Source organism: Veillonella denticariosi JCM 15641 (assembly GCF_002959855.1).
Lineage (GTDB): Bacteria > Bacillota > Negativicutes > Veillonellales > Veillonellaceae > Veillonella > Veillonella denticariosi.
This window is the reverse complement of sequence record NZ_PPDB01000001.1, coordinates 268,242-291,961: the sequence shown is the minus strand read 5'-3', so window position 1 is coordinate 291,961 and position 23,720 is coordinate 268,242. Positions and strand designations below refer to the sequence as shown.

The following is a 23,720-nucleotide window of genomic DNA, read 5'->3' as shown; positions in this document are numbered from 1 at the left end:
ACAACTTACATAAAATCATCCAGGAACTCATCTACAACAGACTACTACAGAAACAGATTAATCTTCATATACGGCAAATCGTTTTTCCAAGTAGTTGAAGATATTCGTCAAAATAAAGGTAAAGATCAAATAGAACACGGCCGCCACAATGAAGGCGGAAATATCGAAATCCCGCTGCACAATGGACTTAGTAATACGCAGAATATCATTCATCGCCAAGACGTACACGAGGGATGTGTCCTTCAATAAATTGATGGTTTCATTGGCCAACGGAGGCAGAACGCGCTTGAACATCTGCGGGAGTATGATGGTACGCATAGTTTGTGCATAGGTAAAGCCGAGAACCTTCGCCCCTTCATATTGGCCACGGGAAATAGACTGAATGCCACCGCGGAAAATTTCACAGAGATAGGCGGCATAATTCAGCACAAATGTGATAACGGCCGCTGTTGCATCATCCATCTGAATAGCGCCGTCCGTGATGATTGGCAAAGCATAATACATGAATAAAATTTGTAACATCAACGGTGTGCCACGCATCAAATACACGAAGGCTTCAACGATTTTATCCACCAACGGCAGTTTTGACAAACGCAACAATGCGAGTAAAATACCTCCCGGAATCGATAAAACCCATACCACAAAGAACAGCGATACGGTTACCTTCAACCCATCCGCGATAGTAGGGATAATCTGCAATAAATAATCCATTAAATACTCCTTCAAAACACGACTAGAGAAGAGGCTTTTCCGGCCACTTCTCTAGTGTACATTTCGTTCTTTAATTATCAGTTGTACAGGCTGACCATAGCATTATTAGTATATCACGAATCGTGCTATTTAGCATCGCTCTTATCCAAGTCCGCACCGGAACCCAACCATTTTTCAGCGAACTTATCGGCAGTACCGTCTTTTTTCATTTCTGCCAAAATACCATTGATTTTTTCACGCAATGCAGTGTCTTCTTTGCGGAAACCTACGGCAAAGTCATCAACACCATAATCGGTACCTTCTACGATTTTGTATTTACCCGGTTCTTTTGTCATCAAGTAACGGGCAACCACCCCGTCAGCGATAACCGCATCGACACGTCCGATGCCAAGATCCATAAATGCACTTACGAAGTCCGCATAGGATTTAATATCTTTAACGGTTTTACCGCTTGGATCATCTTTCAATGCCTGTTCACCGGTGCTGGCCTGTTGTACGCCTATCACCTTACCCGCTAAATCAGATTTAGCCTTGACAGAATCATCGTCATTACGAACGATGATGTATTGTTTATCCTTCATATACGGATTGGAGAAGGCGATATTTTTTTCGCGATCCGGAGTGATGGTTAGCCCATTCCATAATGCATCGATTTTCTTTGATTTCAGTTCCGCTTCCTTACTGGACCAGTCGATGGCTTTGAATTCTACATCCATACCGGCACGTTTAGCCGCTTCTTTTGCCATATCGATATCAAAACCTACGATTTCACCCTTTTCATCTTTAAAACCCATAGGCGGGAAGCTATCATCCAAACCGATAACAACCTTTTTAGGCAGTTCGCCGTTATTCGTTTTCGTATCGCTGCCGCAGCCGCTTATGAAAGCCATCATAGATACCGCTGCAAGACCTGTCGCTATCACTTTTTTCCAATTCATCATTATCCTCCACGGGGCACATAGACCACCTTCACTACGAATTAATTTATCTGATGAATGTATTATACTTTAGTTCATTAAAGTTGTAAATAACTAATTTGAAGAATTTCTGTGAATCGCATCCATCATGGCCATTTTATCCTTGTACGATACGAGTTGTATATCCAAAGGAATCACATAAATTCCGCCATGCTGATTCATAGCCTGCAGTTCACGCCACGCTTCGGTAAACCCGATGATATGCTCATAATCGACAAATACATAGTACTCATCCCCATTAAACAGACTGTGAAAGTACTCTCTAAAAGAAAGAGGCCTACGTTTTAACACGAGGCCCTTTTCACAGATGAAAGCGATGCTTTCACCTAATCCATGGAGCCACCACAATATGCAAAGCAGCAGTAGATAGTACCACAAACGCGCAGCCCATTCGGACGGCATATAGCGCACCAAAAGCACGCACCCCAACACGCCGAGGGTACGACCGATCCACTGTACCCACCGATGTATTTCTATGCTCTGTTGTACGTTTCCTGATGAAAAGCGTTCCATCGCCTCTTTTTTCGTCATGGTTTGCCTCACGGATAGTAAAGTTTAATATATGATTTTATTTGCGGCACAAACCCATAGCCTGTTCGACCTTACGGTACATACGACTAGCCTTGGCATGTGCCTTTTCAGCACCTTCATCAAGAATTGTATCGAGCTCGGAACTCGTAATCAATTCATTGTAACGCTGCTGAATCGGTTCAAGTGTTGCCACCAGTAAGTCGGCAATATCGGACTTAAATACGCCGTAACCCTTGCCGGCATACATATCTTCGATTGCTTCATAGCTATCCTTCGTAATAGCGCGGTAAATGCCCATCAAGTTGGAAATTCCCGGCTTATTATCCTTGTCATAACGAACGGCATTGTCCGAATCCGTTTGAGCCCGTTTCAATTTCTTCACGATCTGATCCGGCGCATCAAGCAGACGAATCGTCGCATTCTGATTATCATCGGACTTGCTCATCTTCTTCGTCGGTTCCTGCAGACTCATGACGCGAGCGCCCCCTTCACCGACCTTGATTTCAGGAATCACAAAGGTTTCCCCGAAACGACGGTTAAAACGTTCCGCCAAGTTACGGGTCAACTCAAGATGCTGCTTCTGGTCATCGCCGACAGGCACATAGTTTGTACCATATAGCAGGATATCCGCCGCCATCAACGGCGGATACGTAAGCAATGCGGTCGGGATGGAATCCCCCTGCTTTTGAGACTTGTCCTTGTACTGCGTCATGCGTTCCAATTCACCTACATAGCTGATGGATTGCATAACCCAACCGAGTTTAACGTGCTCGGGCACTTCGGATTGAACGAACAATGTCACCTTCTTCGGATCGAGTCCGACAGCAAGGTACAAGGCCGCCAGATTACGAGTATTTTGAAATAGCTCCTTCGGGTCCTGCGGCACGGTAATCGCATGTTGGTTAACGATACAATAGTAGCATTCATCTGTATCTTGATAGTCTAAAAAATTACGTAAGGCCCCCAAATAATTGCCCAGTGTTAATTCCCCACTCGGCTGGATGCCGGAAAATATAACTGCCATAATAAACTCCCTATAGTGAACAAACCAACAGGACTTAAGCCCTGTTGGTCATGTATATTACTCTACTGTTACGGATTTTGCGAGATTACGAGGTTTATCCACGTCCGCACCGCGTGTAATCGCCGCATAATATGCCAATAATTGCAACGGCACAACCGCCAGGATAGGTGCGATAAACTTATTCGCACGAGGTACATAAATCGTATGATCCACATGTTTGGACAACTCGTCGTCACCCTTCATGCCGATACCGATAACGATAGCTTCACGAGCTTTTACTTCGCGAATGTTGCTGATCATCTTATCGTATACATCTTCCTGTGTCGCCAAAGCGATAACAGGTACGCCTTCCTCGATGAGGGCCAATGTCCCGTGTTTCAATTCGCCGCCTGCATAGGCTTCCGCATGAATATAAGAAATTTCTTTTAATTTCAAAGCCCCTTCCATAGCTACCGCATAATCGATGGCACGGCCCAGGAAGAACGCATCGGATTTAAAGCCGTAATGCTTAGCGAATGCTTTCATATCCTCATCCACTTCAAAAATTTCGTGAATCAAGTTCGGTAATTCTTTAATACCGCTTAAAATATCCATCCCTAACCGAGCATCCATTTTACCGTTTAATTGACCGAGATATACCGCAAATAAAAGTCCCGCTACAAGTTGTGTAGTATAGGCTTTTGTGGATGCCACGGAAATTTCAGGCCCCGCCCATGTGTAAACGGTGTTATCCGCTTCACGGGAAATGCTGGAACCCACCACATTTGTGATAGCCAACGATTTTGCACCAAGGCGTTTCGCTTCTTTCAACGCGGCCAATGTATCGGATGTTTCACCGGATTGACTGATTACGATACACAATGTTTTGTCGTCAGTCAACGGATTACTATAGCGGTACTCGGACGCGATTTCAACGCTTACGGGAATCCGCGCCAAGCTTTCAATATATTGTTTCGTCACAAGACCTGCATGGTATGCGGTGCCGCACGCAACGATGAGGATTTTGTTGAAAGACGCCACATCGTCCGCAGTCCAGTTAAGTTCATCAAATACCGCCGTTTTGCCATCCTCGGAAATATGAGTGCCGAACGTATCGCGCACGGCCTTAGGCTGATCGTGAATTTCCTTCAACATGAAGTGTTCATAACCGCCCTTTTCAGCTGCTTCAGCATTCCAGTTAACGTGGAATACCTCTTTGTCGACAGCGTTGCCCTCACGGTCAAATACGGCCACATTATCACGTGTAACGATAGCGAGTTCACCGTCATTCAAGATATATGTATCGCGTGTGTAGTTGATAATAGCCGGAATATCGGAAGCAACGAAATTTTCCCCTTTGCCGAGGCCGATAACCAAAGGATTTTCTTTCTTTGTACAAATGATTTTGTCCGGTTCATCGGCACAGATGATTTCGAGAGCATACGCACCGTCTACACGATTCAACATACGACGAACAGTACCGACAAAATCGCCATCGTACATGTCCTCCAATAAATGTGCAACCACCTCTGTATCCGTTTCAGATTTGAAATGATATCCTTTTGCGATGAGTTCCTCTTTTAAAGGCATATAATTTTCAATAATACCGTTATGTACAACGGCAAATTTACCATCTTCAGATGCATGAGGATGCGCGTTCATATCGGATGGACGACCATGTGTAGCCCAACGAGTATGTCCGATACCTACAGTGCCTTCATTAGGATCCGCTTTCACAATAGTCTCTAAATTGGAGAGACGGCCTACCTTTTTTTGAATTTTAATAACATTTTCAGGACCGATAACAGCGATACCGGCGGAATCATAACCGCGGTATTCCAATTTTGCCATACCGTCCAATAAAAAATCTGATGCTTGATTAAAGCCAATGTATCCAACGATACCGCACATATGTGTTTCCTCCTATAGGGCACAGAGCCCTTATGGTTCATAATTCATTCTGTTAAACATCTCTTTCAAGTAACCTTTGTTCAATCGTCACCGATTGGCTTTGCTTTACTTGTTACGACCTGAGAGGCCGGAAGAGCATCCGCTGATGATTCGATAACCCTTCACCTCGTCGACCCGAACGACTGCCTTCGTCGGGTACCTGCGCTATTCGCCTTTACGAATTACGGGACTCCTTTCTTTAGGATACGGCAGACCTATCGGTATAAATATATACCGAATTATATTATACGTGAAAGTAGGGATGAAGTTCAAGCATCGGTATCATTTCATCGCCCTTTCATCCTTCTCTAATATACTCCTATCATTCTTAATTTTATGCAATTATATTTTATTGCATTTCCTTGATTGAAGTTTGGTGACTACTAATTTATGTAAGTGGTCATATAAAGGAGTCTATTATGGTTAAGAATGCACAAAAAAATACAACAAAAAAGAATAAAGTATCCTATAAAAACAAGCGCAGTTATGCCAAACTGCGTCGCTGGGTGATTCCCGCCGTATTCGGTGCAGCATTATCCGCCTTGGCCTTTGCGCCGACCTTTGCGGAAACAGTTGAACAGAGTCCAACCGTTTCCAACATGGTCACACAACAACAGCAGATGCCAACGACTCAATCCAATGCAGAATCCATTCCGGCAAATACACCTCCAAACGGCAATCCGCCTCCGGGAAATCCACCGGAAGGTATGCCGAATGCACCGCAAGCCGAAGCGAATCCGAGTACTTTCACAGGTACATCCGTAATCACGGAAAATCAGACCGTGTCCCACGAATTCATAACAAGCACGACAGCGGATCAGAATGCCCTCATCGGTAAAAACGGTGCGACCATCAATGTTATAGGTAGCGAATTGGACAAAACCGGCAACACGACGAGCAATGACAACAGTAATTTCCGCGGTCAAAATGCGATTGTCCTAGGCATAGAGGGCAGTCAAATCAACATTAAGGACAGCAATATTACCTCCAATGCAAACGGCTCCAACGCCCTCTTCGCAACCGGCGAAGGCTCCATTATCAACGTGGAAAATGCAAATATCCACACAAAAGGCAATTCGTCACGCGGCCTTGATGCGACCTATAAAGGAACCGTAAACGGCAAAGACCTTACCATCACCACCGAAGGGGATCATTCCGCAACGCTGGCCACAGATCGCGGCGAAGGCACTATCAATGCGGATTCGGCGAAACTCACCACATCAGGCTCAGGCAGTCCTGTAATCTACTCAACAGGCAATATTACGGCGAACAATATAAACGGTGAAGCGAGAAATAGTGAAATCGGTGTCGTGGAAGGGAAAAATTCCATTACCCTCACAAACTCAACGGTAACAGGCTATAAGGATAACGGCTTTATGCTTTACCAAAGTTTCTCCGGTGATGCTGAAAGCGGCATTGCCCGACTCAAGGCGGAAAACAATACCCTTACCACCCTGTCCACCGGCGCATTTCTCTATGTAAACAACACCACTGCCGAAGCGGACTTGGCGAATAATGCGATCTCCATGCCGAATACGACGACCTTGGTGAAAGCCGCAGCCGACACTCGCTGGGGTAAGGCTGGCGAAAACGGCGGACATCTCAAACTCCGAACAAGCAACCAGGCTTTGAACGGTAATATCTTAGCGGATTCCATCAGTTCCGTCGCATTGGACATGACAAACGGATCAAGCCTCGTCGGCGCGATTAATCCCGACAATGCATCTAAAAACATAACCGTAAAACTCAGCAAAGATTCCAGTTGGGTACTCACGGGCGACAGCTATGTAACATCCATTGAAAATGAAGATACCACAGGGGCTAATATAAGCCTTAACGGATACAAACTAGTTGTAGCGGATAAACAGTAATATAAAAACAAAAAGCAACGTCATTTATAAATTGCACCTCCAAAATTGATCATAATCTTTGAAGGTACAGTTCATTTAGTACGTTGCTTTTATTTTTATGCCTTGTCAATAGAAATCAACGCCGCATTTTTTGCATGTATCAATGTAGTATCAAATAACGGTATATCCGTATCATCCTGTTTAACAAGCAGTCCAATTTCAGTACAGCCTAAAATAACACCTTGCACACCAGATTTTACCAAATCACCAATAATATTTAAGTATTGTTGTTTAGATTTATTAGAAATAACACCTAAACACAGTTCATTGTATATAATATCATTCACAAGTTCGACTTGCTCTTCGTTAGGAATAACAACATGAATACCCCTATTTTCTAAGATACATTTATAAAAATCTTGTTGCATCGTGTACTTAGTACCAAGTAGACCTACCTTTGTAATACCTGATTTTTCTAACTCTACTGCAGTCATTTCCGCAATATGAAGAAGAGGAATGTGAATATGTCTTTTTATTTCATCCGCCACTTTATGCATTGTATTCGTGCATATAACAATATAATCGGCACCGGCCTTTTCAAGAGACTGTGCCGCATCGGATAAAATTTCAGCACTTCTGTCCCAATCACCATTCGCCTGGCACTTTTCTATTTCTTCAAAATCAACGCTGTATAAAATACATTTTGCCGAATGTAACCCTCCCAAAACTTGCTTGATTGTTTCATTCAATACCTGGTAGTACGTAATCGTGCTTTCCCAGCTCATTCCTCCAATTAAACCGATTATTTTCATAATATCATCCTTTTAAATTAAAATATCCTAGGATAAAAAGATTATTCAAATTCAAACTTAAATATCAATCATCTATAAGCCCCCTATATATGTACCTGCAGCGACTTTACGCAGGGCGGAGCAAAGGTACATATATAGGGGGCATTCTAGTTTTATATGAAGTTTACGCTAACCCCTGTTCTCTACCGATGATATCGGCAATTTCCTGACATAGGGACTGTAATGCTTCCTGATCGGGGCCTTCCGCCATGACGCGAATCAACGGTTCCGTACCGGATGCGCGTACAAGCACGCGGCCTTCGTCGCCGAGTTCACCCTCAGCTGTTACGATAGCGGCTTTGATGAGATCATTATCTTCCCAGCCGGTCTTTGTGGCAACCCGTACGTTCACAAGTACCTGCGGATATTTCGTCATGATCCCCGCCAATTCGGAAAGCGGTTTTCCCTTTTCTTTCACAAGGGCCGCCACCTGTACCGCCGTCAACATGCCGTCACCGGTCGTATTATGGTCGAGGAAGATAACATGACCTGACTGTTCGCCGCCGATAGATAAATCATGTTCGCGCATATATTCAAGCACATAGCGGTCACCGACAGCAGTGGATACGGTTTTCATACCCAATTCCTCCGCCGCTTTATGAAAGCCGATATTACTCATTACCGTACCTACAACAGTATCATCTTTGAGTTTTCCCTCTTCTTTCAGTTTAAGGGCGCATAACAGCATAATTTGATCGCCGTCCAGCACTTGGCCCTTTTCATCCACCAAAAGGCAACGGTCCGCATCACCGTCATTAGCGATGCCTAAATCGGCGTGATGTTGCTGTACCGCCACCTGCAAACCCTCGATATGAGTGGATCCGCAGTGATGGTTGATATTAAGTCCGTCCGGATTAACATTGATATTGATAACCTTTGCACCGAGGCCCGCTAAAATTTCAGGCCCCACGCTGGATGCGGCGCCGTTCGCACCGTCATACACGATGGTCATACCATCTAAGGACGTATTGATGGTATGACGTACAAAATGAGCATAAAAATGCGCCAAATTGCTATTATGTTCAATGCGGCCTATACCATCACCGGTCGGACGGGGCAATTCATTGTTCGCACTTTGGTATACATAGGTTTCTAATTGATCTTCCACTTCATCAGGTAATTTAAACCCGCTGCCGTCAAAGAATTTGATACCGTTATCCGGATATGGATTGTGAGATGCGGAAATAACAGCCCCGGCGTCAAAGCCTTGTTGTTGCACGAGGTACGCCACGGCAGGAGTCGGTATAACACCGGCGATAACCACATTGCCGCCGACGGAACAAATGCCTGCAGCCAACGAACTTTCCAGCATAGAGCCGGAAATACGCGTATCGCGACCGATCAAAAATGTAGGATGTGCCTTTTCTTTACTGAAATAAGTGCCCGCTGCACGTCCCAAATGATATGCCAACTCAGGTGTCAAAAACTCGTTGACTACTCCGCGCACACCGTCTGTACCAAATAATCGAGCCATAATTTTCCTCCTCCAAGATTTTGTGAAAGCTTTCACAAAACCACCTATAATTGCTGTTGTGTATTATATCACAATATATCACATATAGAATAACTCTAAATCATTGTTTTCCTATGAATACACATTCATCAAGCCAGGTTAATAATTTACCTGCCATCCTAATTGTCAATTGACGGTCTGGCATATTTAGCCATACAGAGAATTGCCGTTTCGGCGCCGTCGAGGGCGGCGCTCATGATACCGCCTGCATAACCGGCGCCTTCCCCCATAGGGTAGAAGCCTCCCACCGTAGGCGATACACGCTCCTCATTGCGCCCTATGCGAAGCGGTGCGGACGTGCGGGTTTCCACCCCCGTCATGCACACCTTCGGATCGTCAAAGCCATGAATACGGCGCCCCCAATACGGCAAAGCCTTCTCAAGAACGGACGTCACATAGTCCGGCAGGCACTCGTGCAAATCGCAGTTCACTACACCTGGTTCATAACTGTATACGCTGTCCGCTACGGTCGGAGCCTGTGAAAGCCCTAAGAATTGCCCCACCGTCTGAGCCGGTGCATGAAAATTGGACCCGCCCAAGTTAAACGCTTTTCGCTCCCATTCACGCTGAAAGGCAACACCGTCAAGGGGATGTGTTCCGAAATCGTCTGGTCCCACATTCACGACGATGGCGCTGTTCGCTACACCGCTGTCGCGGGCGTATAAGCTCATACCATTCGTTACGACGCCGCCCTCTTCGGATGCGGAGGCCACCACCTGACCGCCGGGACACATACAGAAGCTGTATGCGGTGCGGCCTGATTCCTTATCGTGATACACCAGGGAATATTCCGCTGCACCAAGGCCCAAGCTGGCCGGCTCCACACCGTATTGCGACTGATCGATAATCGACTGATCATGCTCGATACGAACACCGATAGCAAAAGGCTTTGCAGTCATTTCAACATGACGTTTATGAAGCATTTCATAGGTATCGCGGGCACTATGTCCGACGCCGGACAGAACAACAGTCGTATCGATGCGTTGATTGTGATTGACTTCAACGCCTACAATACAATTATTTTCAATAAATAAATCCGTTATCTTCGCCCCGAAACGCACCTCACCGCCCCATTCGATGATGCGTTCGCGCATGGCTTTCACCATGGTCCGCAATTTATCGGTCCCTACGTGAGGTTTATGCTTGTACAAAATTTCCTCAGGAGCCCCGAATTCAACAAAATATTTGGAGATTTCATGGAGCCTAGGGTGAGTGATGCGCGTCGTCAACTTGCCATCCGAGAATGTACCGGCACCGCCTTCACCGAATTGCACATTGGATTCCGGTTTAAACAGCCCCTGTTTCCAGAATGTTTCCACGTCCATACTGCGCGTATCCACATCTTGCCCCCGTTCAAAAACGATGGGCCGATACCCTTCACGGGCAAGATAAAAAGCGGCCAGCATTCCTGCGGGCCCGAAGCCCATAACAACGGGACGATGAGCCAGAGGTACGGAACCGATCACAATCGGTTCCGGTTCTTCCGCATGAAACAGGGATACATCCTTCTGTTTCCCCAATTTTCTCATAACCTGCGCCTCGTGCTTCACCTCTATAAACAAAGTGTACACAAATACGATATTCGGTTTCTTACGAGCATCGACGGCACGGCGTACGACATGAATTGTTTGAATCGTACCGCGCAGCGCTGGATATTTCTTTTCTACAACATCTTTGATATCCGACTTGACCGTAACGGCCACGCGGAGATTTATTATTCTGATCATTTATGTACCTATCGTAAATAATCCATGAGAACAACGGTCCTCATGGATTATTTTTAAGTCCCTACATTACGTATTTTCTTTCTTCTGAACATCTATTTTAATACGCACCGTCGAGACATTACTGCTAATACCGTTCGGCAATACTAGATTATATGTGCCCTGTATCGGTGTATTCACACCGGATATATCAATCGGCTCCGTTTGAATTTCATTCACGCTATCCACAATTTCCTCACGTCCCGTAATCGTCAGCTGAGACGGAGATTGTGTAATAGATTTGACCTCATAGCCATCAGCTACGGTTCCCGTGGTCGGTACGTTTATCGGTACAGCCTTATCCTTGCGCAATAAATTCAATTCATATTGTGCCTGCCCCTGTGCCGGATTGACATGCACATCCAATACATTACCGCTGTTATCCCATGCTTCAAGAGCGCCTACGCTGCTGAAATTTTTAGTTTGTCCCGTAAGGTTTACCTTCATGACAACCTTTGCAGCCGCATTGACCTGCTGTTTGCGGCCCGATACGGTCACCTCTTTCGGAACAATCGTCACGGACTTCAACGCCACATCATCGGAGAATTTACCTAGCGGCACAATTTCAACAGGTAATTTTCGTTCCGCATATTCATCAACATTGATAGTGATATTATCCGGTTTAACCTCCACAAGCGTCATACCCGCCGGCGGGGTGAAAGTTATAGTCACATTATTCTGACCCGGCTTTACTCCGGAGGCGTCGATATAAGCCTTGAGAACATCGGCTTTCATCGTAATAATCGTATCTCGAGGTCCGCTCAAGACCACGCGAGCCGATGCCGGTGCATCCTCGATGATATAATTTGATTCTAAATTTTGAACTTGAATCGGCACATTATAGGTAACCTCCATCACAGGGTTTTGATCTCTCATGATGAAGAACCACATGACGATTGCAGCCAAAATGGACAGTAATTTCGCAACCCAGTTGCGTTTCAAATGAATCATCATTTTTTCGCCCTCCATTTCCACATGCTTGTAATGGTTTGACGAGGGCGTTCCATAAAGGTACGCAAAGCCTCTTTAATCTGGTCTTCCGGTAAATGACGATAAATATGTCCGCCATATGTGTACGAAATGGTCCCCGTTTCCTCACTGACGACGACAACGACCGCATCGGTCTGTTCGGATAAGCCGATTGCAGCGCGGTGACGAGTTCCCAGCTCCGTACTCAATGTGCGATCCTCAGTTAACGGCAACAGACATCCGGCCGCACGGATACGCCCGTCCCGAATAATCAAGGCACCATCATGAAGCGGTGTACTGGGAACGAATATATTTTTTATGAGCTCACGACTCAATACGGCGTCTATGAGAATCCCCGTATCGACGAAATCGTTCAAACCCACCTCGCGTTCAAATACGATGAGCGCCCCCGTATGTTCACGGGACATGACGCGAGCCGCCGCCATTACTTCATTGATGGCCATATCCATTTCCTCTTCGTTCACGTTTTGAGCCTTACTGAAAATTCGCCCCCGCCCCAACTGTTCAAGGGCACGACGCAATTCCGGCTGGAATACGACAGGCAACGCGAAGAGAAGTACCGTCATCCCTTGTTGTAAAATCCAGTTAATTACATACAGATTTAACAGATGACTCAATAAATTCAATACCGCCAAGATGACAAGGCCCTTCAGGAGAGATACGGCCCGTGTATCTTTAAGCAGTTTATACATATAGTAAATACCGATAGCAACCGTTAAAATATCGACGATATCAAGGAACCTAAAGGTATGTATAAGTGCGTCAAAATGCATATTCATAACTCCTTATACAAAATAATAAGGTACAGCCTTATCATATGACTGTACCTTATATTTTATCGTATTTTGAAAGCACTGTAAATTTAGAAACGTTCAAATTTAAATATTCTGAGTTTCAATCCATACATCCATCTCGCCGCCGCAGACCATGCCTTCCTTAACGGCCGCATCATCGTCAAGTCGAACTTCGATGCGACGATGAGTTTCCTTTTTCTTCAGGGAATCGACGGCACTGAGGCGAATTTCATTCTCCGCACGACCGCCGCCGATCGTACCGAAGATGGATCCGTCAGGGAATACCACCATCGACGTTCCCGCTTTACGTGGCGTAGAACCGCGAGTAAACAGGATCGTAGCCACCGCTAATGTTTCATTCTGACGAGCACTGAGATATTCAACAAACTCACGATTCATGGTTCACTCTACCTTTCCGCAATGAGCCGCCCTTTTTTCCACGTACTACTGCTAAATATTCACTGACGATGGACAGAGCGATTTCCTCGGGTGTTTGCGCACCTAAATCGAGACCGATAGGAGCGTAAATCATATCGAGTTCCTCCTGCGTCCAGCCCTGTTCCCGCAATACTTCAAACGCATAATGAATGCGTTTCTGACTGCCCATTACGCCCATATAGGCAGGAAGATAATCGCGCAATTGCTCAAGACAGATATTATCGTATTCATGGGCTCTCGTAACGATGATAAAGCCGTTGTATTCATCAAGAGGCAAATCATTCTTAAAATTTTCCAGCGGCAAACACTTACGGATGACGCGTTCATCGAAAAATTCAGGGACCACATATTCGGGACGATCGTCCACAACAGTAACGCGACATCCGATGAATAAAAGCAGGTCTGTAATAGCACGGCTCACATGCCCCGCCCCCAACACGAGAACGGACGGATCATTTTCCACAGGTTGCACGAAGCATTCCATCTCACCGACCATGCAAAGAGCATTCAGTTTTGCCTTGTCTACGGTAAAGCCTTCGATAGCCGTCCCGTAAAGAACACTGCCATCCTCCGCATAAATAGTTTTATCACCTTGTCGCGGTCCTGACAGAACCGTAACCATCAAGGTGGTTTCGGTCGCATGTAACCGATTTTTCATTACGTCATAAATCGTTTCCATCTTGATTCCTTTCATAGTCCCAGGCGGTTACAGCTTCCAGTACGCCTCCACCGACGGCAAGGGATTTATCCGAAATACTATAACAATGAGATTCTTCGCAACGGGCATCGACATCAGCCAACTTGAAATGATCCGATACGATGAGCCCGCTCTTTAAAATTCCCCGGAGAATACCTGTAATCTTTGCACGAACCGGTTCATCGTCAACATAACCGATCACTTCATTAGCCTGTACGGAGTCCCCTATATGACGCTTCGCCGTAAACAAACCAGCTTTCGGAGCATGAATTACCCGTTCATGGGTAAAGCCGCCTACATCGCCGGGAATACCCGTATTCGGCTGAGCCGGTCCGTCATAGATACAGCGTCCCAACCAGTGACCGCGCATCGTTTCAATAACCACATCCACATCATAACCGGCGGTAAATCCGGGACCCACACCGACCACGAGTTCCGCATCGGATTTGTTAGTGCCTAAATTTTTCTTGCTCAAAATAGCATCCACCACGATGGGAGGATGTAGTGTAGCCAGCAAGTCTTCATAAGGAGAGGTCACAACGGGAATCACATCATTCGCCAACATCTCCGGTATTTCCTCAATGGACACATGGCGCGCCACATATCGCTCCAGAATCATCTCACCGCGATGTACTGCATTACCGTAGCAGACCTCGCGACGAATCATCGTAGGAATAGCTATTTCATTAATGACAACGGGATAGCCGGCCCGTTTCAATCTATATACAGCGCCGGAAGCGATATCACCGCCTCCACGCATAAGCACTAATGGTTTCATAATGTCTCGCTTTCACGACCTTGCAAATGCTTAAAATCATCAGGTGTATCGATATCGACCCCGATATCATCACTAATCCAGACCTTCACCACATGATCCTTACCGATACCGCGAATAATGGTTTTTCCGCCTTGATCACCATCAATTTGCTGTAATGCCGAAAACCAATAAGATCCGAACAGTACGGGGTTTCCCGACCGGTATGCCGCCCCGTAATGAGGTACGACAATTGTTTTGGGATCAGCATACTCTTCGAACGCCTCTATAATCTGTCCTACGACAGGCCCCGTCAATAAAGGCTGATCCCCTACGGAACATAGGATGCCGTCAAGGGGTATCGGCGTCAAATCCAATAGATGACGTACCCCCATGGCAATGGATACCCCCTGCCCCTGTTCAGGACGAGTATTTTGAATCGCCTCAAAGCCATAGCGGCTTACGATAGGTGCCAGCTTGTCATGATCATCGCCGGTTATGGCCACAAAGGGCCGCTTGCAATCCGTCAGAGGCAATATATCAACCCCGTCCCAACCTGATCGGAGCGCCTCACAAACCGCATCAATAACGGTCTTATTTCGCCACGGTAGTAACAGCTTATTACATCCCATACGCTTTGATTGACCGCCCGCTAACAAGACAATACCTATATGCAGAGGTTCACGATCTATAGATTCCTTCACCGCTTTAAAAGCGGTCACGCAATCATCTTTCACAGCAGTCATAATTACCTACCGGCATTGAATAATACGACGGATTTCACAACTCGCCTTATATCCGTCGGCCAGGATGATGGCGGAAATATCACTGTCTACGATTTGATCGATAAAGTCGTCGATAATGCGATGTTGCACCGTATCGTAACCGGTACAGAACAAAACTTTCTTGCCTCGACTATACTGGAACAGCCCCTGCTTATGCAGCACGATGTCCGCAAGCATACGCGGCGTCACGATAGCGCCCATATCACGTTTTACGATATCCTGAACGAGCTCGATGTTATGAACATGTTCATCATCGAGACTTGTCCCCAACATCTGTAAATTAACGAGCCCTATGGTGGTCTTTGTCAATGACGGTATAACCGGTTCCGTCGTCTTCGGCGCTTTCAGCCATTTTTCCTTCGCACCGTCCGCCTCTACGACGATTTGCCAATTAGGATGTAACCGTGAAAGTCCATCGATAAAATCGCAATCTAAGGAGTCCACCTTGGTTCCCGTAATGCCCGAAAACCACGCACCGCAATAGCCGCGCAAAATACGTTCCGTACAATATTCATCGGCTTCATTAATATCCGTTGTATAAATCGGTTCATAATGAGCCACCTGTGATTCATAAAGACGCGTCGTGGTGGTAACCACCATCGGTTGACCTTTCAACCTGCCATATTCCACCAGCTTGGATAATACTGTCGTCTTACCGCCGGCCCCTACGAGGGCGACGATCCCCGGCTGTACCAAACGATTCCAATACGATGTTTGTTCATTCATAGAACCAGGCCTCCTTAGAAAGCGAACAGAAACAGCTATGCTTTATATTTCTCGTCCATTCCCATAAATACCTTCTCCGGTGTCATAGGCAATGTGCGTATATCGGCACCGACAGCATTTTTAATGGCATGTTGAATAGCAGGACATCCCGTGTTTATAACGACTTCGCCGATTGATTTTGCACCAAATCCGCCTGTCGGTTCATAGGACTCCACAAAGTCCGTATGAAGTTCCCCTATATCCTGGCGGGTCGGTATTTTATACGTCATGAGATTATTCGTTTCCAAACGACCGTTAGAAGAATACCGCACATCTTCATACAATGCCATGCCTATCGCCTGAACTACACCGCCTTCAACTTGAACGCGCGCCAATTTAGGATTGATAACGGTTCCGCAATCAATACAGGAGTAGAAGTGAAGAGGAATTACTTTACCTGTCTGTTTATCGACCTTCACTTCCGCAATGGATGCCATGAACGGAGGTGGTGATGTATGGCTGCCCCATGTAGCAGAACCGGATAACTGTTCCGCTTTAGGCCCCACCACTAACTTCGGCGCCAATTCATGAATATCCATCTTCTTGGAACCGTCCTTTGTGGTGGCTACAACACCGTCGAAGTCAATATTATCAACATCTGTTTCAAAGAACGTCGCAAACTTTTCAATAATCTTGTTGCGTAACTCTTCCGCTGCCATTTTTGTGGCCGTACCCGTTACATAGGTTGTACTGGATGCATAAGAGCCGGGATCGAACGGTACAATATCCGTATCGGATTCAATAACCGTCATATATTCCATAGGACAACCGATAACTTCACACGCCATCTGGCTCAATACGGTATTAGAACCCGTACCCATATCGGAAGAACCGGTATACAATATATAGTTCCCGTCATCGCCAAGACGAACTTCTACGGAAGCCACATCGATATTGGCAACACCGGATCCCTGTAAAGCTAAAGCCATACCGAGGCCGCCTCGATACCGTTCATCGATATCCCAGGAATGAGGCCGTTCATCCCATCGGGCCATTTCTTTTACTCGATTTACCGTATCCTGGAAAAGACCGGAATCAAGATATTCATCAGGTGCATATACTATGCTCTGTTCGCCTGCGGCAATCAGATTCTTTTGGCGTAATTCCGCCGGATCCATGCCCATTTTATCGGCCAACTGATTGACTGCACATTCCAAAGGCCACAATGCCTCTGTAGCACCATAACCACGGAACGCACCGCCCGGCGTATGGTTTGTGTACACACCTTCGGTACCATAGTGAACCGCCGTCGCTTTATTGTAAAGTGGAACGGATTTATGTTCCCCGGCCGTGGTCGTCGTGAAACAATGTGTCGCATGAGCGCCTGCAGCCGTGATGGAATCCATATCAATAACCTTGATAATACCGTCCTTCGTAGCTCCTACGCGAATCTTCCACTCACGAGCATGACGAGTCGTGGAACACGTCTGTGCCTCTGTACGGTCGTACAGGAGATAACAAGGTTTCTTTAGTTTCCATGTCACAAAGGCGGTCATCAATTCGGTACACGCCGTTTGCTTAGAACCGAAACCGCCGCCGATACGAGGCTTGATAACGCGCACCTTCGATGCAGGAATTCCGAGAGCATGTGCAATGTGACGACGCACATGGAATACAATCTGCGTAGATGATACGATGACAATACGTCCTAATGCGTCAATATAGCCAAAACTGTTAAACGTTTCCATCGACGTCTGACGTGTCGCCTGGTCAAAATAAGTTCCTTCCACCACATAATCGCATTTTACAAGTTCCGCCTCGATATCTCCGACACGTTTATGATAGGATACGCAAATATTGCGTTTATAATCCTGACCTACAGGAATATTATTGTGAATATCATCCTCCGGATGGACGATTGTTTCATGATCTATAGCCGTATGCATGTCGAGAACCGGTGTCTGCACATCATACTCCACCTTGATAAGAGGCATCGCCTTTAATGCTGTCGCTTCATCCTTAGCCACAATAAGGGCCACCTCATCACCGACGTAACGGACTACAGGATCCAAGATGAGTGCATCATATGCAGACGGTTCCGGATACGTCTGACCCGCCAATGTATATCTTGTATTCGGTACATCTTCATAGGTAAAGATGGCTTCCACGCCCGGAATCAGCTTAGCCTTTGATGTATCGATAGACTTTATACGCGCCTGCGCATGAGGGCTGCGAAGAGCCTTAATAATAAGTGCATCCTTCGGCACAAAATCGCGCGTATAGGACGGCTTGCCCGTCAAAATACCTTTTGCATCGACTTTATCGTAAGATTTACCAATGTGCTGCTTCATCATAGACCTCCTTCTAAGAATTTACGAACCCCTCGAAGTTGTGCTTCATAACCGGTACAGCGGCAAAGATTGCCGATGAGATATTCGCGAATTTCATCATCATTAGCCTTTGGATTTCTACGTTTCAAAGCAATCGCACTCATCATCATACCCGTCGTGCAGAAACCACATTGATCCGCCCCTTCACTGGCAAGACAGGATGCCAACAGTTCGGCCTCTTCCTGCAAACCTTCCAATGTGGTAATTTTATGTCCCGATGCACGGAATGTAGGATATGCACAGGACAAGGTGATTTCATCATCCACCCATACGGTACACAGTCCGCAATTCGTCGTATCACAGCCGCAACGTACGCTGAAATAACCTAGATTGCGCAATGTATCTAGCAACATTTCATCAGTCGCTACATTAACAGTAACGTTTTTATTATTGATATTTAGTAACAATTCCATTATTGCAGCACCTCCCCGGACAAACGCTGAACCATAGCTTTCACCATTTCCATACGATATTCCTTGGATGCATGTGAATTCTTCTGGTATACTAATTCTTCCGAGGCGAGCAATGCCGCTTCTTTTACGCCGGCTGCGCCTTTTTCTGAAAGCACCGCACTCGCTTTAGGTGCTAACTGAGGGACGCCCGGTCTCGTGCCGATATACAATTCAACGCCTTTATCATCACGGCGAATGGCTCCCGTCAAGATTGGAAAATCTCCGCGGGAAATACGCAATGCCTCGATGGCAACAGATACCTCTACCTTAGGAATACGAATTTCTACGAGAATATCTCGCTCCCTATAATTCATATAGTCCTGCATAGACATACGTCCACCTTTAAAGGTGACGATATCCGCATGAACCGCCAACAATGCGGGGATAATATCGGAAAATCCAAATTTACTTGCAACAGACCCGCCCATAGTGGCCATATTGCGAAACTGAATTCCAAGAATTTCCTTTACACCTTTTACTACAACACCGCCACAAAATTTTTGTAACGGTTCAAAACGCTCCACATCTCCTTGTGTAGCCATGGCACCGATAACAAATTCGTTATCTTCTTCTTTCACATAGCGTAGTAGGTCAAGACCTGCCATATCAATGACAGCAGGCCACGTACGACGACCTAAACGCAACCAGCAACCGCCCGCCAGCATAGGAGCAGTCTTGTTTTTTACGGCTAATTCATAAGCCTCTTCCACCGTCTTCGGTTGTAAAACCTTCATAAATGCTAACATAACCTGTCCTCTCAATGGTATACTAATACTAAAACTACAAGAAGCGACAGCCTAGCGAGCACGGCAGTCGCCAAACTCGAGGATGACCTATGGAATCATCTCGTCTATATATATTTATTCTATCAAGGATTCGCCACTAAATCTATGATTAACTCTATAAATTTACAAAAAATTTGCAAAGAATTACATATTCCAATCGTAGGAATCGCTCCGTGGCCGCTTCCAGCCGATGCCAAAAATATTCTCTATGAAAGCAATCCATGTCCTTTTACCGCAGCAGATGTTGCGGAGCGTACAAGGGGTCCCAAAGATTTTGAGCCCCATAGTGCCATCGTATGCTTATTCCCCTATTATGTAAACTATACAGGGCCTGCCAATGTATCACGTTATACATGGGCAAAAGACTATCACCTGGTCATAAACGACTATTTGACACGACTTGTCAACGAACTGAGCATATTAGAACCGTCCGCACAGTTTTCTATTCACTGCGATACGTCCCCCTTAGCGGACCGATACATGGCATATCTGGCGGGACTCGGCTTTTACGGCAGGAACAAATGCTTTATCAATCCCACCTGGGGATCCTATATCGTCATCGGCACGGTACTCACCACACTGAAACTGGAACCGGATATGCCCTCAACGGAGTCCTGCATCGGCTGTAATCGATGTATCACGTCCTGTCTTGGGCAATGTTTAGGAAATAATGGGTTCAGCTATGCCACATGTAAAAGCTACTTAACGCAAAAAAAGGGAGATCTTACCGATACAGAACGGGCTATTATCGGCAAAACGCCTCTCATATTCGGTTGTGATGTATGTCAAGAAGTATGTCCGCACAATAAGAATCTCCCCACCACACCGATCGTGGAATTCCAATCTATTGAACCTGTAGTCGATACATCGGAACTCAAATCTTTAACCAACAAGGAGTTCAAAGCAAAATTCGGCCATCGTGCATTCTCATGGCGCGGAAAGAAAATTCTTATTCGAAATCATGAAATCATCGATTCCAAAAAACATAAAGACCGTATCGGCCAATAAGTCCGATACGGTCTTTACTATATGGATACACCTTATTTAATTTCGTAATAATTCAGCTCATCCAACGACTTTCCTAATGCCGGCAGATAGAGTTCAAGAAACATATCGACTTCAGGCATATTTAGATTTTTTAGCTTTACAAGAATCGTATCATGAGCTTCCTTGAATTCATCATTTCCCGCTTTTAACTCGGTTACGCATTTCATATATGCCGAAATAATATCCGCTGCTTTCACAATAATCCATTCAGGGCTGGATTCGGCATCGACGATAATCGGACGATACACGGATTGTAATTGTTCCGGCAACGTGGTCAGCATTTTCTCCTGCGCCAATGTTTCAATTTCACCATACAGTGCACGCAGTTTGGGATCGAAATATTTAATCGGTGTCGGCATATCACCAGTGAAGATTTCACTCACTTCGTGATACATGGCGATAACAGCCACCTTGTTGATATCTAACTCGCCACCGAAGTATTCATTTTTTAAAGCCGCCAAATTATGAGCCACCATAGCCACTTCTAAGCTATGCTCCTGAATATTTTCCGTTTCCGTATTGCGCATGAGACTCCATCGATTGATGAAACGCATGCGTTTTAAAAATGCAAAAAACGAACTCATACATCCTCCTACATTATAGGATCTACTTTACATCTGCGACAATAAATCAGTAAAGACACAACTAGACATTAATAATTATAGGCCTACTAACTATATAAAAAATTACACGCCTATATAAATAATTATCCGGCTTTAATTACATCATTATATAACGCCGCGAAGTTTAAAGCCGTAATCCAAAAACTGCATCGCTTCGTTCCACCGGTTATCATCGTTGAGCATAACCACAATCATGGTATGTCCGTTACGCGTCGCCGAAGCGATTAGACATTCACCGGCCGCCTGCGTATATCCAGTCTTAATCCCGTTTGCACCGGGATATTTGTTACGAATAAAAATATTTGTCGTGCGAATCGTCTCAGGGTTGCGATTTTGATACGGCACCTTATAATAATCATTCGCAACCTTATCGCGGAACATCTGATACTTCATTCCGTATGCGGCGATACGTGCCAAATCAAGAGCCGTAGAGTGATGCCCCACCTGTGTTAATCCATGCGGATTCAGGAAGCGACTGTTCTTCGCGCCCGCCTTCACGGCGATGCGGTTCATATCAGCGGCAAACTTTTCCACAGAACCGCTCACATTTTCCGCGACCACAACGGCCGCATCATTGCCGCTGGCAACCATCATACCTTCAAGGACAGCCTCCAACGTAATCTGATCACCTACACGTACACCCAGGTTGGATTCCTCCATACTCGTCGCATAGTTGCTGATTGTCGCCAGTTCATCGAGATGAGTCCCCTTCAACTCAAGAGCGGTCAAAAGCGTCACCATCTTCGTGGTACTCGCCGGATGCATCCATTTATTAGGATTCTTCGCAAATAAAACCTCTTTCGTATCCGCATCAATGAGGACTACCGCCTCACCGATGGTCGACGGTGGTGAAATTGCTGCCGCAGCAGCCGTATTGCCTGTACCTGCAGTGACAGCTAAAAAAGCCCCTATGCAGATAGCTGTAAAAACCATTCGTTTTATAATCGTAAACATACTTCTCTCTTTCTACTCAAGTCATCGTTTCAGAACAGTTAATTATAAAACAATTCTATATCTGGAAATTGAACTAAATACTCTTGCAAAATCATCTTTACAATAAATCCGCTTTTATTTTCCCGAATCATCTGTTTTTTTTCATCGATTTGGTGTCTGAACCCTTCCCTACCATTTTAACGCTTTCACCGACAGATGAATCTACATGTTGCATATATACTACACGTTGCGGATATGGAATTTCGATACCATGTTCATCAAAAGCATCTTTAACATCGGACATAATATCATAAAATACATCAAGATAATTGCTGGTGTTAACACGAGCGAAAGCGGCTATACGAACGGAGTTGTTACCAAATTCCTTGATGCCGATTTCCATAGATTTGCTGTTAAGAATACGTTTATCTGCAGAAAAAATATCTTTTAAAAGTTGAATAGCATCATGATGATTATTGTTGTAGCTAATATCAAATACAAAAGGAATCATACGCTCACGCATATACGAAAAATTCGTTACCGGTTGCGATGTCATCTGGGAATTCGGAATATACACGCGTTTTTGATCCTTTGTAATGATGATGGTATTCATGAACTGAATAGCCTGTACATTCCCCTCAATATCTCCTACAGAAATGTAGTGTCCCGCACGAAACGGTTTGAACAGTAAAATCAGAAGCCCCGATGCTAAGTTTGCCAAGTTATTCTGCAACGCCAAGCCGATACCTAAACCGAAGGCACCGAAAGCGGCAATAAAGTTCGTCGTAGGAACGCCGAGTTGATTAATACAAATCAAAATGAGTCCCACCAATAACACATAATAAACCATCTGGCTGACAAAGCTCATCGCCGCCGGGTCATAATCGGCACGCGTCATAACACGCTCCGCCACGCGCTGGATCCAATGAATTATATAACGACCTACCAAAAATACAATAAGGGCTATCAGAATATTTCCGGCCTGATTAAAAAACCAGTCCTTTAGATGTAAAATCGTACTTTCATCATGAAACACCAATGATGATAATGTCATCCAAACGTCAGTCATACAAATCTCCTTAATCTATCGTTTAGTATACCAAACTTATTGTAAAAGTATGATATAATGCCACATATAATAAAATATTCATATAATCATAACTATTAATATACATATC

General features: G+C 45.3%; 23 protein-coding genes. 2 read left to right on the top strand and 21 right to left on the bottom strand.

The genetic code is table 11. From position 1 onward, the window contains the following. Positions 1 to 57: 57 nt before the first annotated feature. The 5 genes from VEHSUH05_RS01405 to glmS all read right to left on the bottom strand — a co-directional run bounded on the left by VEHSUH05_RS01405 (position 58) and on the right by glmS (position 5,133). Complete coding sequence (locus tag VEHSUH05_RS01405) at positions 58 to 711, bottom strand: amino acid ABC transporter permease (protein WP_105090520.1); 654 nt, start codon at positions 709 to 711, stop codon at positions 58 to 60. 125 nt (positions 712 to 836) lie between these two features. Beyond that, the gene (locus tag VEHSUH05_RS01400; protein ID WP_054673911.1) at positions 837 to 1,649 is read right to left on the bottom strand and encodes an amino acid ABC transporter substrate-binding protein; all 813 of its coding nucleotides are present in this window, start codon (positions 1,647 to 1,649) and stop codon (positions 837 to 839) included. A 93-nt stretch (positions 1,650 to 1,742) separates the two neighbouring features. Next, complete coding sequence (locus tag VEHSUH05_RS01395) at positions 1,743 to 2,219, bottom strand: hypothetical protein (RefSeq protein WP_105090519.1); 477 nt, start codon at positions 2,217 to 2,219, stop codon at positions 1,743 to 1,745. A 37-nt stretch (positions 2,220 to 2,256) separates the two neighbouring features. Further along, a complete protein-coding gene (trpS, locus tag VEHSUH05_RS01390) occupies positions 2,257 to 3,243 on the bottom strand; it encodes a tryptophan--tRNA ligase (protein ID WP_105090518.1) in 987 nt (328 codons plus the stop codon). Between the two features lie 57 nt (positions 3,244 to 3,300). Further along, positions 3,301 to 5,133, bottom strand: a complete 1,833-nt coding sequence (glmS, locus tag VEHSUH05_RS01385) for a glutamine--fructose-6-phosphate transaminase (isomerizing) (RefSeq protein WP_105090517.1) — start codon at positions 5,131 to 5,133, stop codon at positions 3,301 to 3,303. A gap of 458 nt (positions 5,134 to 5,591) precedes the next feature. Here glmS and VEHSUH05_RS01380 point away from each other — a divergent pair, with 458 nt between their 5' ends. Then, the gene (locus VEHSUH05_RS01380; protein ID WP_105090516.1) at positions 5,592 to 7,043 is read left to right on the top strand and encodes a hypothetical protein; all 1,452 of its coding nucleotides are present in this window, start codon (positions 5,592 to 5,594) and stop codon (positions 7,041 to 7,043) included. A 95-nt stretch (positions 7,044 to 7,138) separates the two neighbouring features. Here the strand turns inward: VEHSUH05_RS01380 and VEHSUH05_RS01375 are convergent, their stop codons facing one another. From VEHSUH05_RS01375 to VEHSUH05_RS01315, 13 genes are all read right to left on the bottom strand, one after another. Then, the gene (locus VEHSUH05_RS01375) at positions 7,139 to 7,834 is read right to left on the bottom strand and encodes an aspartate/glutamate racemase family protein (protein ID WP_105090515.1); all 696 of its coding nucleotides are present in this window, start codon (positions 7,832 to 7,834) and stop codon (positions 7,139 to 7,141) included. A gap of 163 nt (positions 7,835 to 7,997) precedes the next feature. Next, on the bottom strand, positions 7,998 to 9,347 hold the full coding sequence (gene glmM, locus VEHSUH05_RS01370; protein WP_105090514.1) for a phosphoglucosamine mutase: 1,350 nt from the start codon (positions 9,345 to 9,347) through the stop codon (positions 7,998 to 8,000). Positions 9,348 to 9,505: 158 nt separating this feature from the next. Further along, complete coding sequence (locus tag VEHSUH05_RS01365; RefSeq protein WP_105090513.1) at positions 9,506 to 11,113, bottom strand: NAD(P)/FAD-dependent oxidoreductase; 1,608 nt, start codon at positions 11,111 to 11,113, stop codon at positions 9,506 to 9,508. A gap of 66 nt (positions 11,114 to 11,179) precedes the next feature. After that, a complete protein-coding gene (locus VEHSUH05_RS01360) occupies positions 11,180 to 12,103 on the bottom strand; it encodes a CdaR family protein (RefSeq protein ID WP_105090512.1) in 924 nt (307 codons plus the stop codon). Next, complete coding sequence (cdaA, locus tag VEHSUH05_RS01355) at positions 12,100 to 12,912, bottom strand: diadenylate cyclase CdaA (protein ID WP_105090511.1); 813 nt, start codon at positions 12,910 to 12,912, stop codon at positions 12,100 to 12,102. Before cdaA ends, VEHSUH05_RS01360 begins: the two co-directional genes overlap by 4 nt. 105 nt (positions 12,913 to 13,017) lie before the next feature. Further along, on the bottom strand, positions 13,018 to 13,332 hold the full coding sequence (locus VEHSUH05_RS01350; RefSeq protein WP_054673922.1) for an XdhC family protein: 315 nt from the start codon (positions 13,330 to 13,332) through the stop codon (positions 13,018 to 13,020). Beyond that, on the bottom strand, positions 13,322 to 14,050 hold the full coding sequence (locus VEHSUH05_RS01345) for an XdhC family protein (RefSeq protein WP_054674181.1): 729 nt from the start codon (positions 14,048 to 14,050) through the stop codon (positions 13,322 to 13,324). Before VEHSUH05_RS01345 ends, VEHSUH05_RS01350 begins: the two co-directional genes overlap by 11 nt. After that, a complete protein-coding gene (yqeB, locus tag VEHSUH05_RS01340; protein WP_105090510.1) occupies positions 14,034 to 14,846 on the bottom strand; it encodes a selenium-dependent molybdenum cofactor biosynthesis protein YqeB in 813 nt (270 codons plus the stop codon). The genes VEHSUH05_RS01345 and yqeB overlap by 17 nt, the downstream gene beginning before the upstream one ends. Next, positions 14,843 to 15,568 (bottom strand): nucleotidyltransferase family protein, encoded by a 726-nt coding sequence (locus VEHSUH05_RS01335; protein WP_105090509.1) that lies wholly within the window; start codon positions 15,566 to 15,568, stop codon positions 14,843 to 14,845. The genes yqeB and VEHSUH05_RS01335 overlap by 4 nt, the downstream gene beginning before the upstream one ends. Positions 15,569 to 15,574: 6 nt before the next feature. Continuing rightward, the gene (gene yqeC, locus VEHSUH05_RS01330; protein ID WP_038118235.1) at positions 15,575 to 16,333 is read right to left on the bottom strand and encodes a selenium cofactor biosynthesis protein YqeC; all 759 of its coding nucleotides are present in this window, start codon (positions 16,331 to 16,333) and stop codon (positions 15,575 to 15,577) included. 35 nt (positions 16,334 to 16,368) lie between these two features. Next, complete coding sequence (locus VEHSUH05_RS01325) at positions 16,369 to 18,666, bottom strand: xanthine dehydrogenase family protein molybdopterin-binding subunit (protein WP_105090508.1); 2,298 nt, start codon at positions 18,664 to 18,666, stop codon at positions 16,369 to 16,371. Then, positions 18,663 to 19,115, bottom strand: coding sequence for a (2Fe-2S)-binding protein (locus VEHSUH05_RS01320; protein ID WP_105090507.1), 453 nt, complete (start codon positions 19,113 to 19,115; stop codon positions 18,663 to 18,665). The genes VEHSUH05_RS01325 and VEHSUH05_RS01320 overlap by 4 nt, the downstream gene beginning before the upstream one ends. Further along, positions 19,115 to 19,900, bottom strand: coding sequence for an FAD binding domain-containing protein (locus VEHSUH05_RS01315; RefSeq protein WP_105090506.1), 786 nt, complete (start codon positions 19,898 to 19,900; stop codon positions 19,115 to 19,117). Before VEHSUH05_RS01315 ends, VEHSUH05_RS01320 begins: the two co-directional genes overlap by 1 nt. Positions 19,901 to 20,044: 144 nt before the next feature. Between VEHSUH05_RS01315 and VEHSUH05_RS01310 the strand changes: the two genes are divergently transcribed. Further along, positions 20,045 to 20,947 (top strand): epoxyqueuosine reductase, encoded by a 903-nt coding sequence (locus VEHSUH05_RS01310; protein WP_105090505.1) that lies wholly within the window; start codon positions 20,045 to 20,047, stop codon positions 20,945 to 20,947. Positions 20,948 to 20,979: 32 nt separating this feature from the next. On the opposite strand, the gene yfbR is transcribed toward VEHSUH05_RS01310, so the two are convergent. The 3 genes from yfbR to VEHSUH05_RS01295 form a co-directional block, all read right to left on the bottom strand. Further along, the gene (gene yfbR, locus VEHSUH05_RS01305) at positions 20,980 to 21,570 is read right to left on the bottom strand and encodes a 5'-deoxynucleotidase (protein WP_105090504.1); all 591 of its coding nucleotides are present in this window, start codon (positions 21,568 to 21,570) and stop codon (positions 20,980 to 20,982) included. Between the two features lie 144 nt (positions 21,571 to 21,714). Continuing rightward, positions 21,715 to 22,542 carry a D-alanyl-D-alanine carboxypeptidase family protein gene (locus VEHSUH05_RS01300; RefSeq protein WP_425445593.1) on the bottom strand — a complete coding sequence of 276 codons (828 nt, stop codon included), beginning with the start codon at positions 22,540 to 22,542 and terminating at the stop codon, positions 21,715 to 21,717. Positions 22,543 to 22,690: 148 nt separating this feature from the next. Further along, the gene (locus tag VEHSUH05_RS01295; protein ID WP_425445592.1) at positions 22,691 to 23,596 is read right to left on the bottom strand and encodes a mechanosensitive ion channel family protein; all 906 of its coding nucleotides are present in this window, start codon (positions 23,594 to 23,596) and stop codon (positions 22,691 to 22,693) included. Positions 23,597 to 23,720 lie beyond the last annotated feature (124 nt).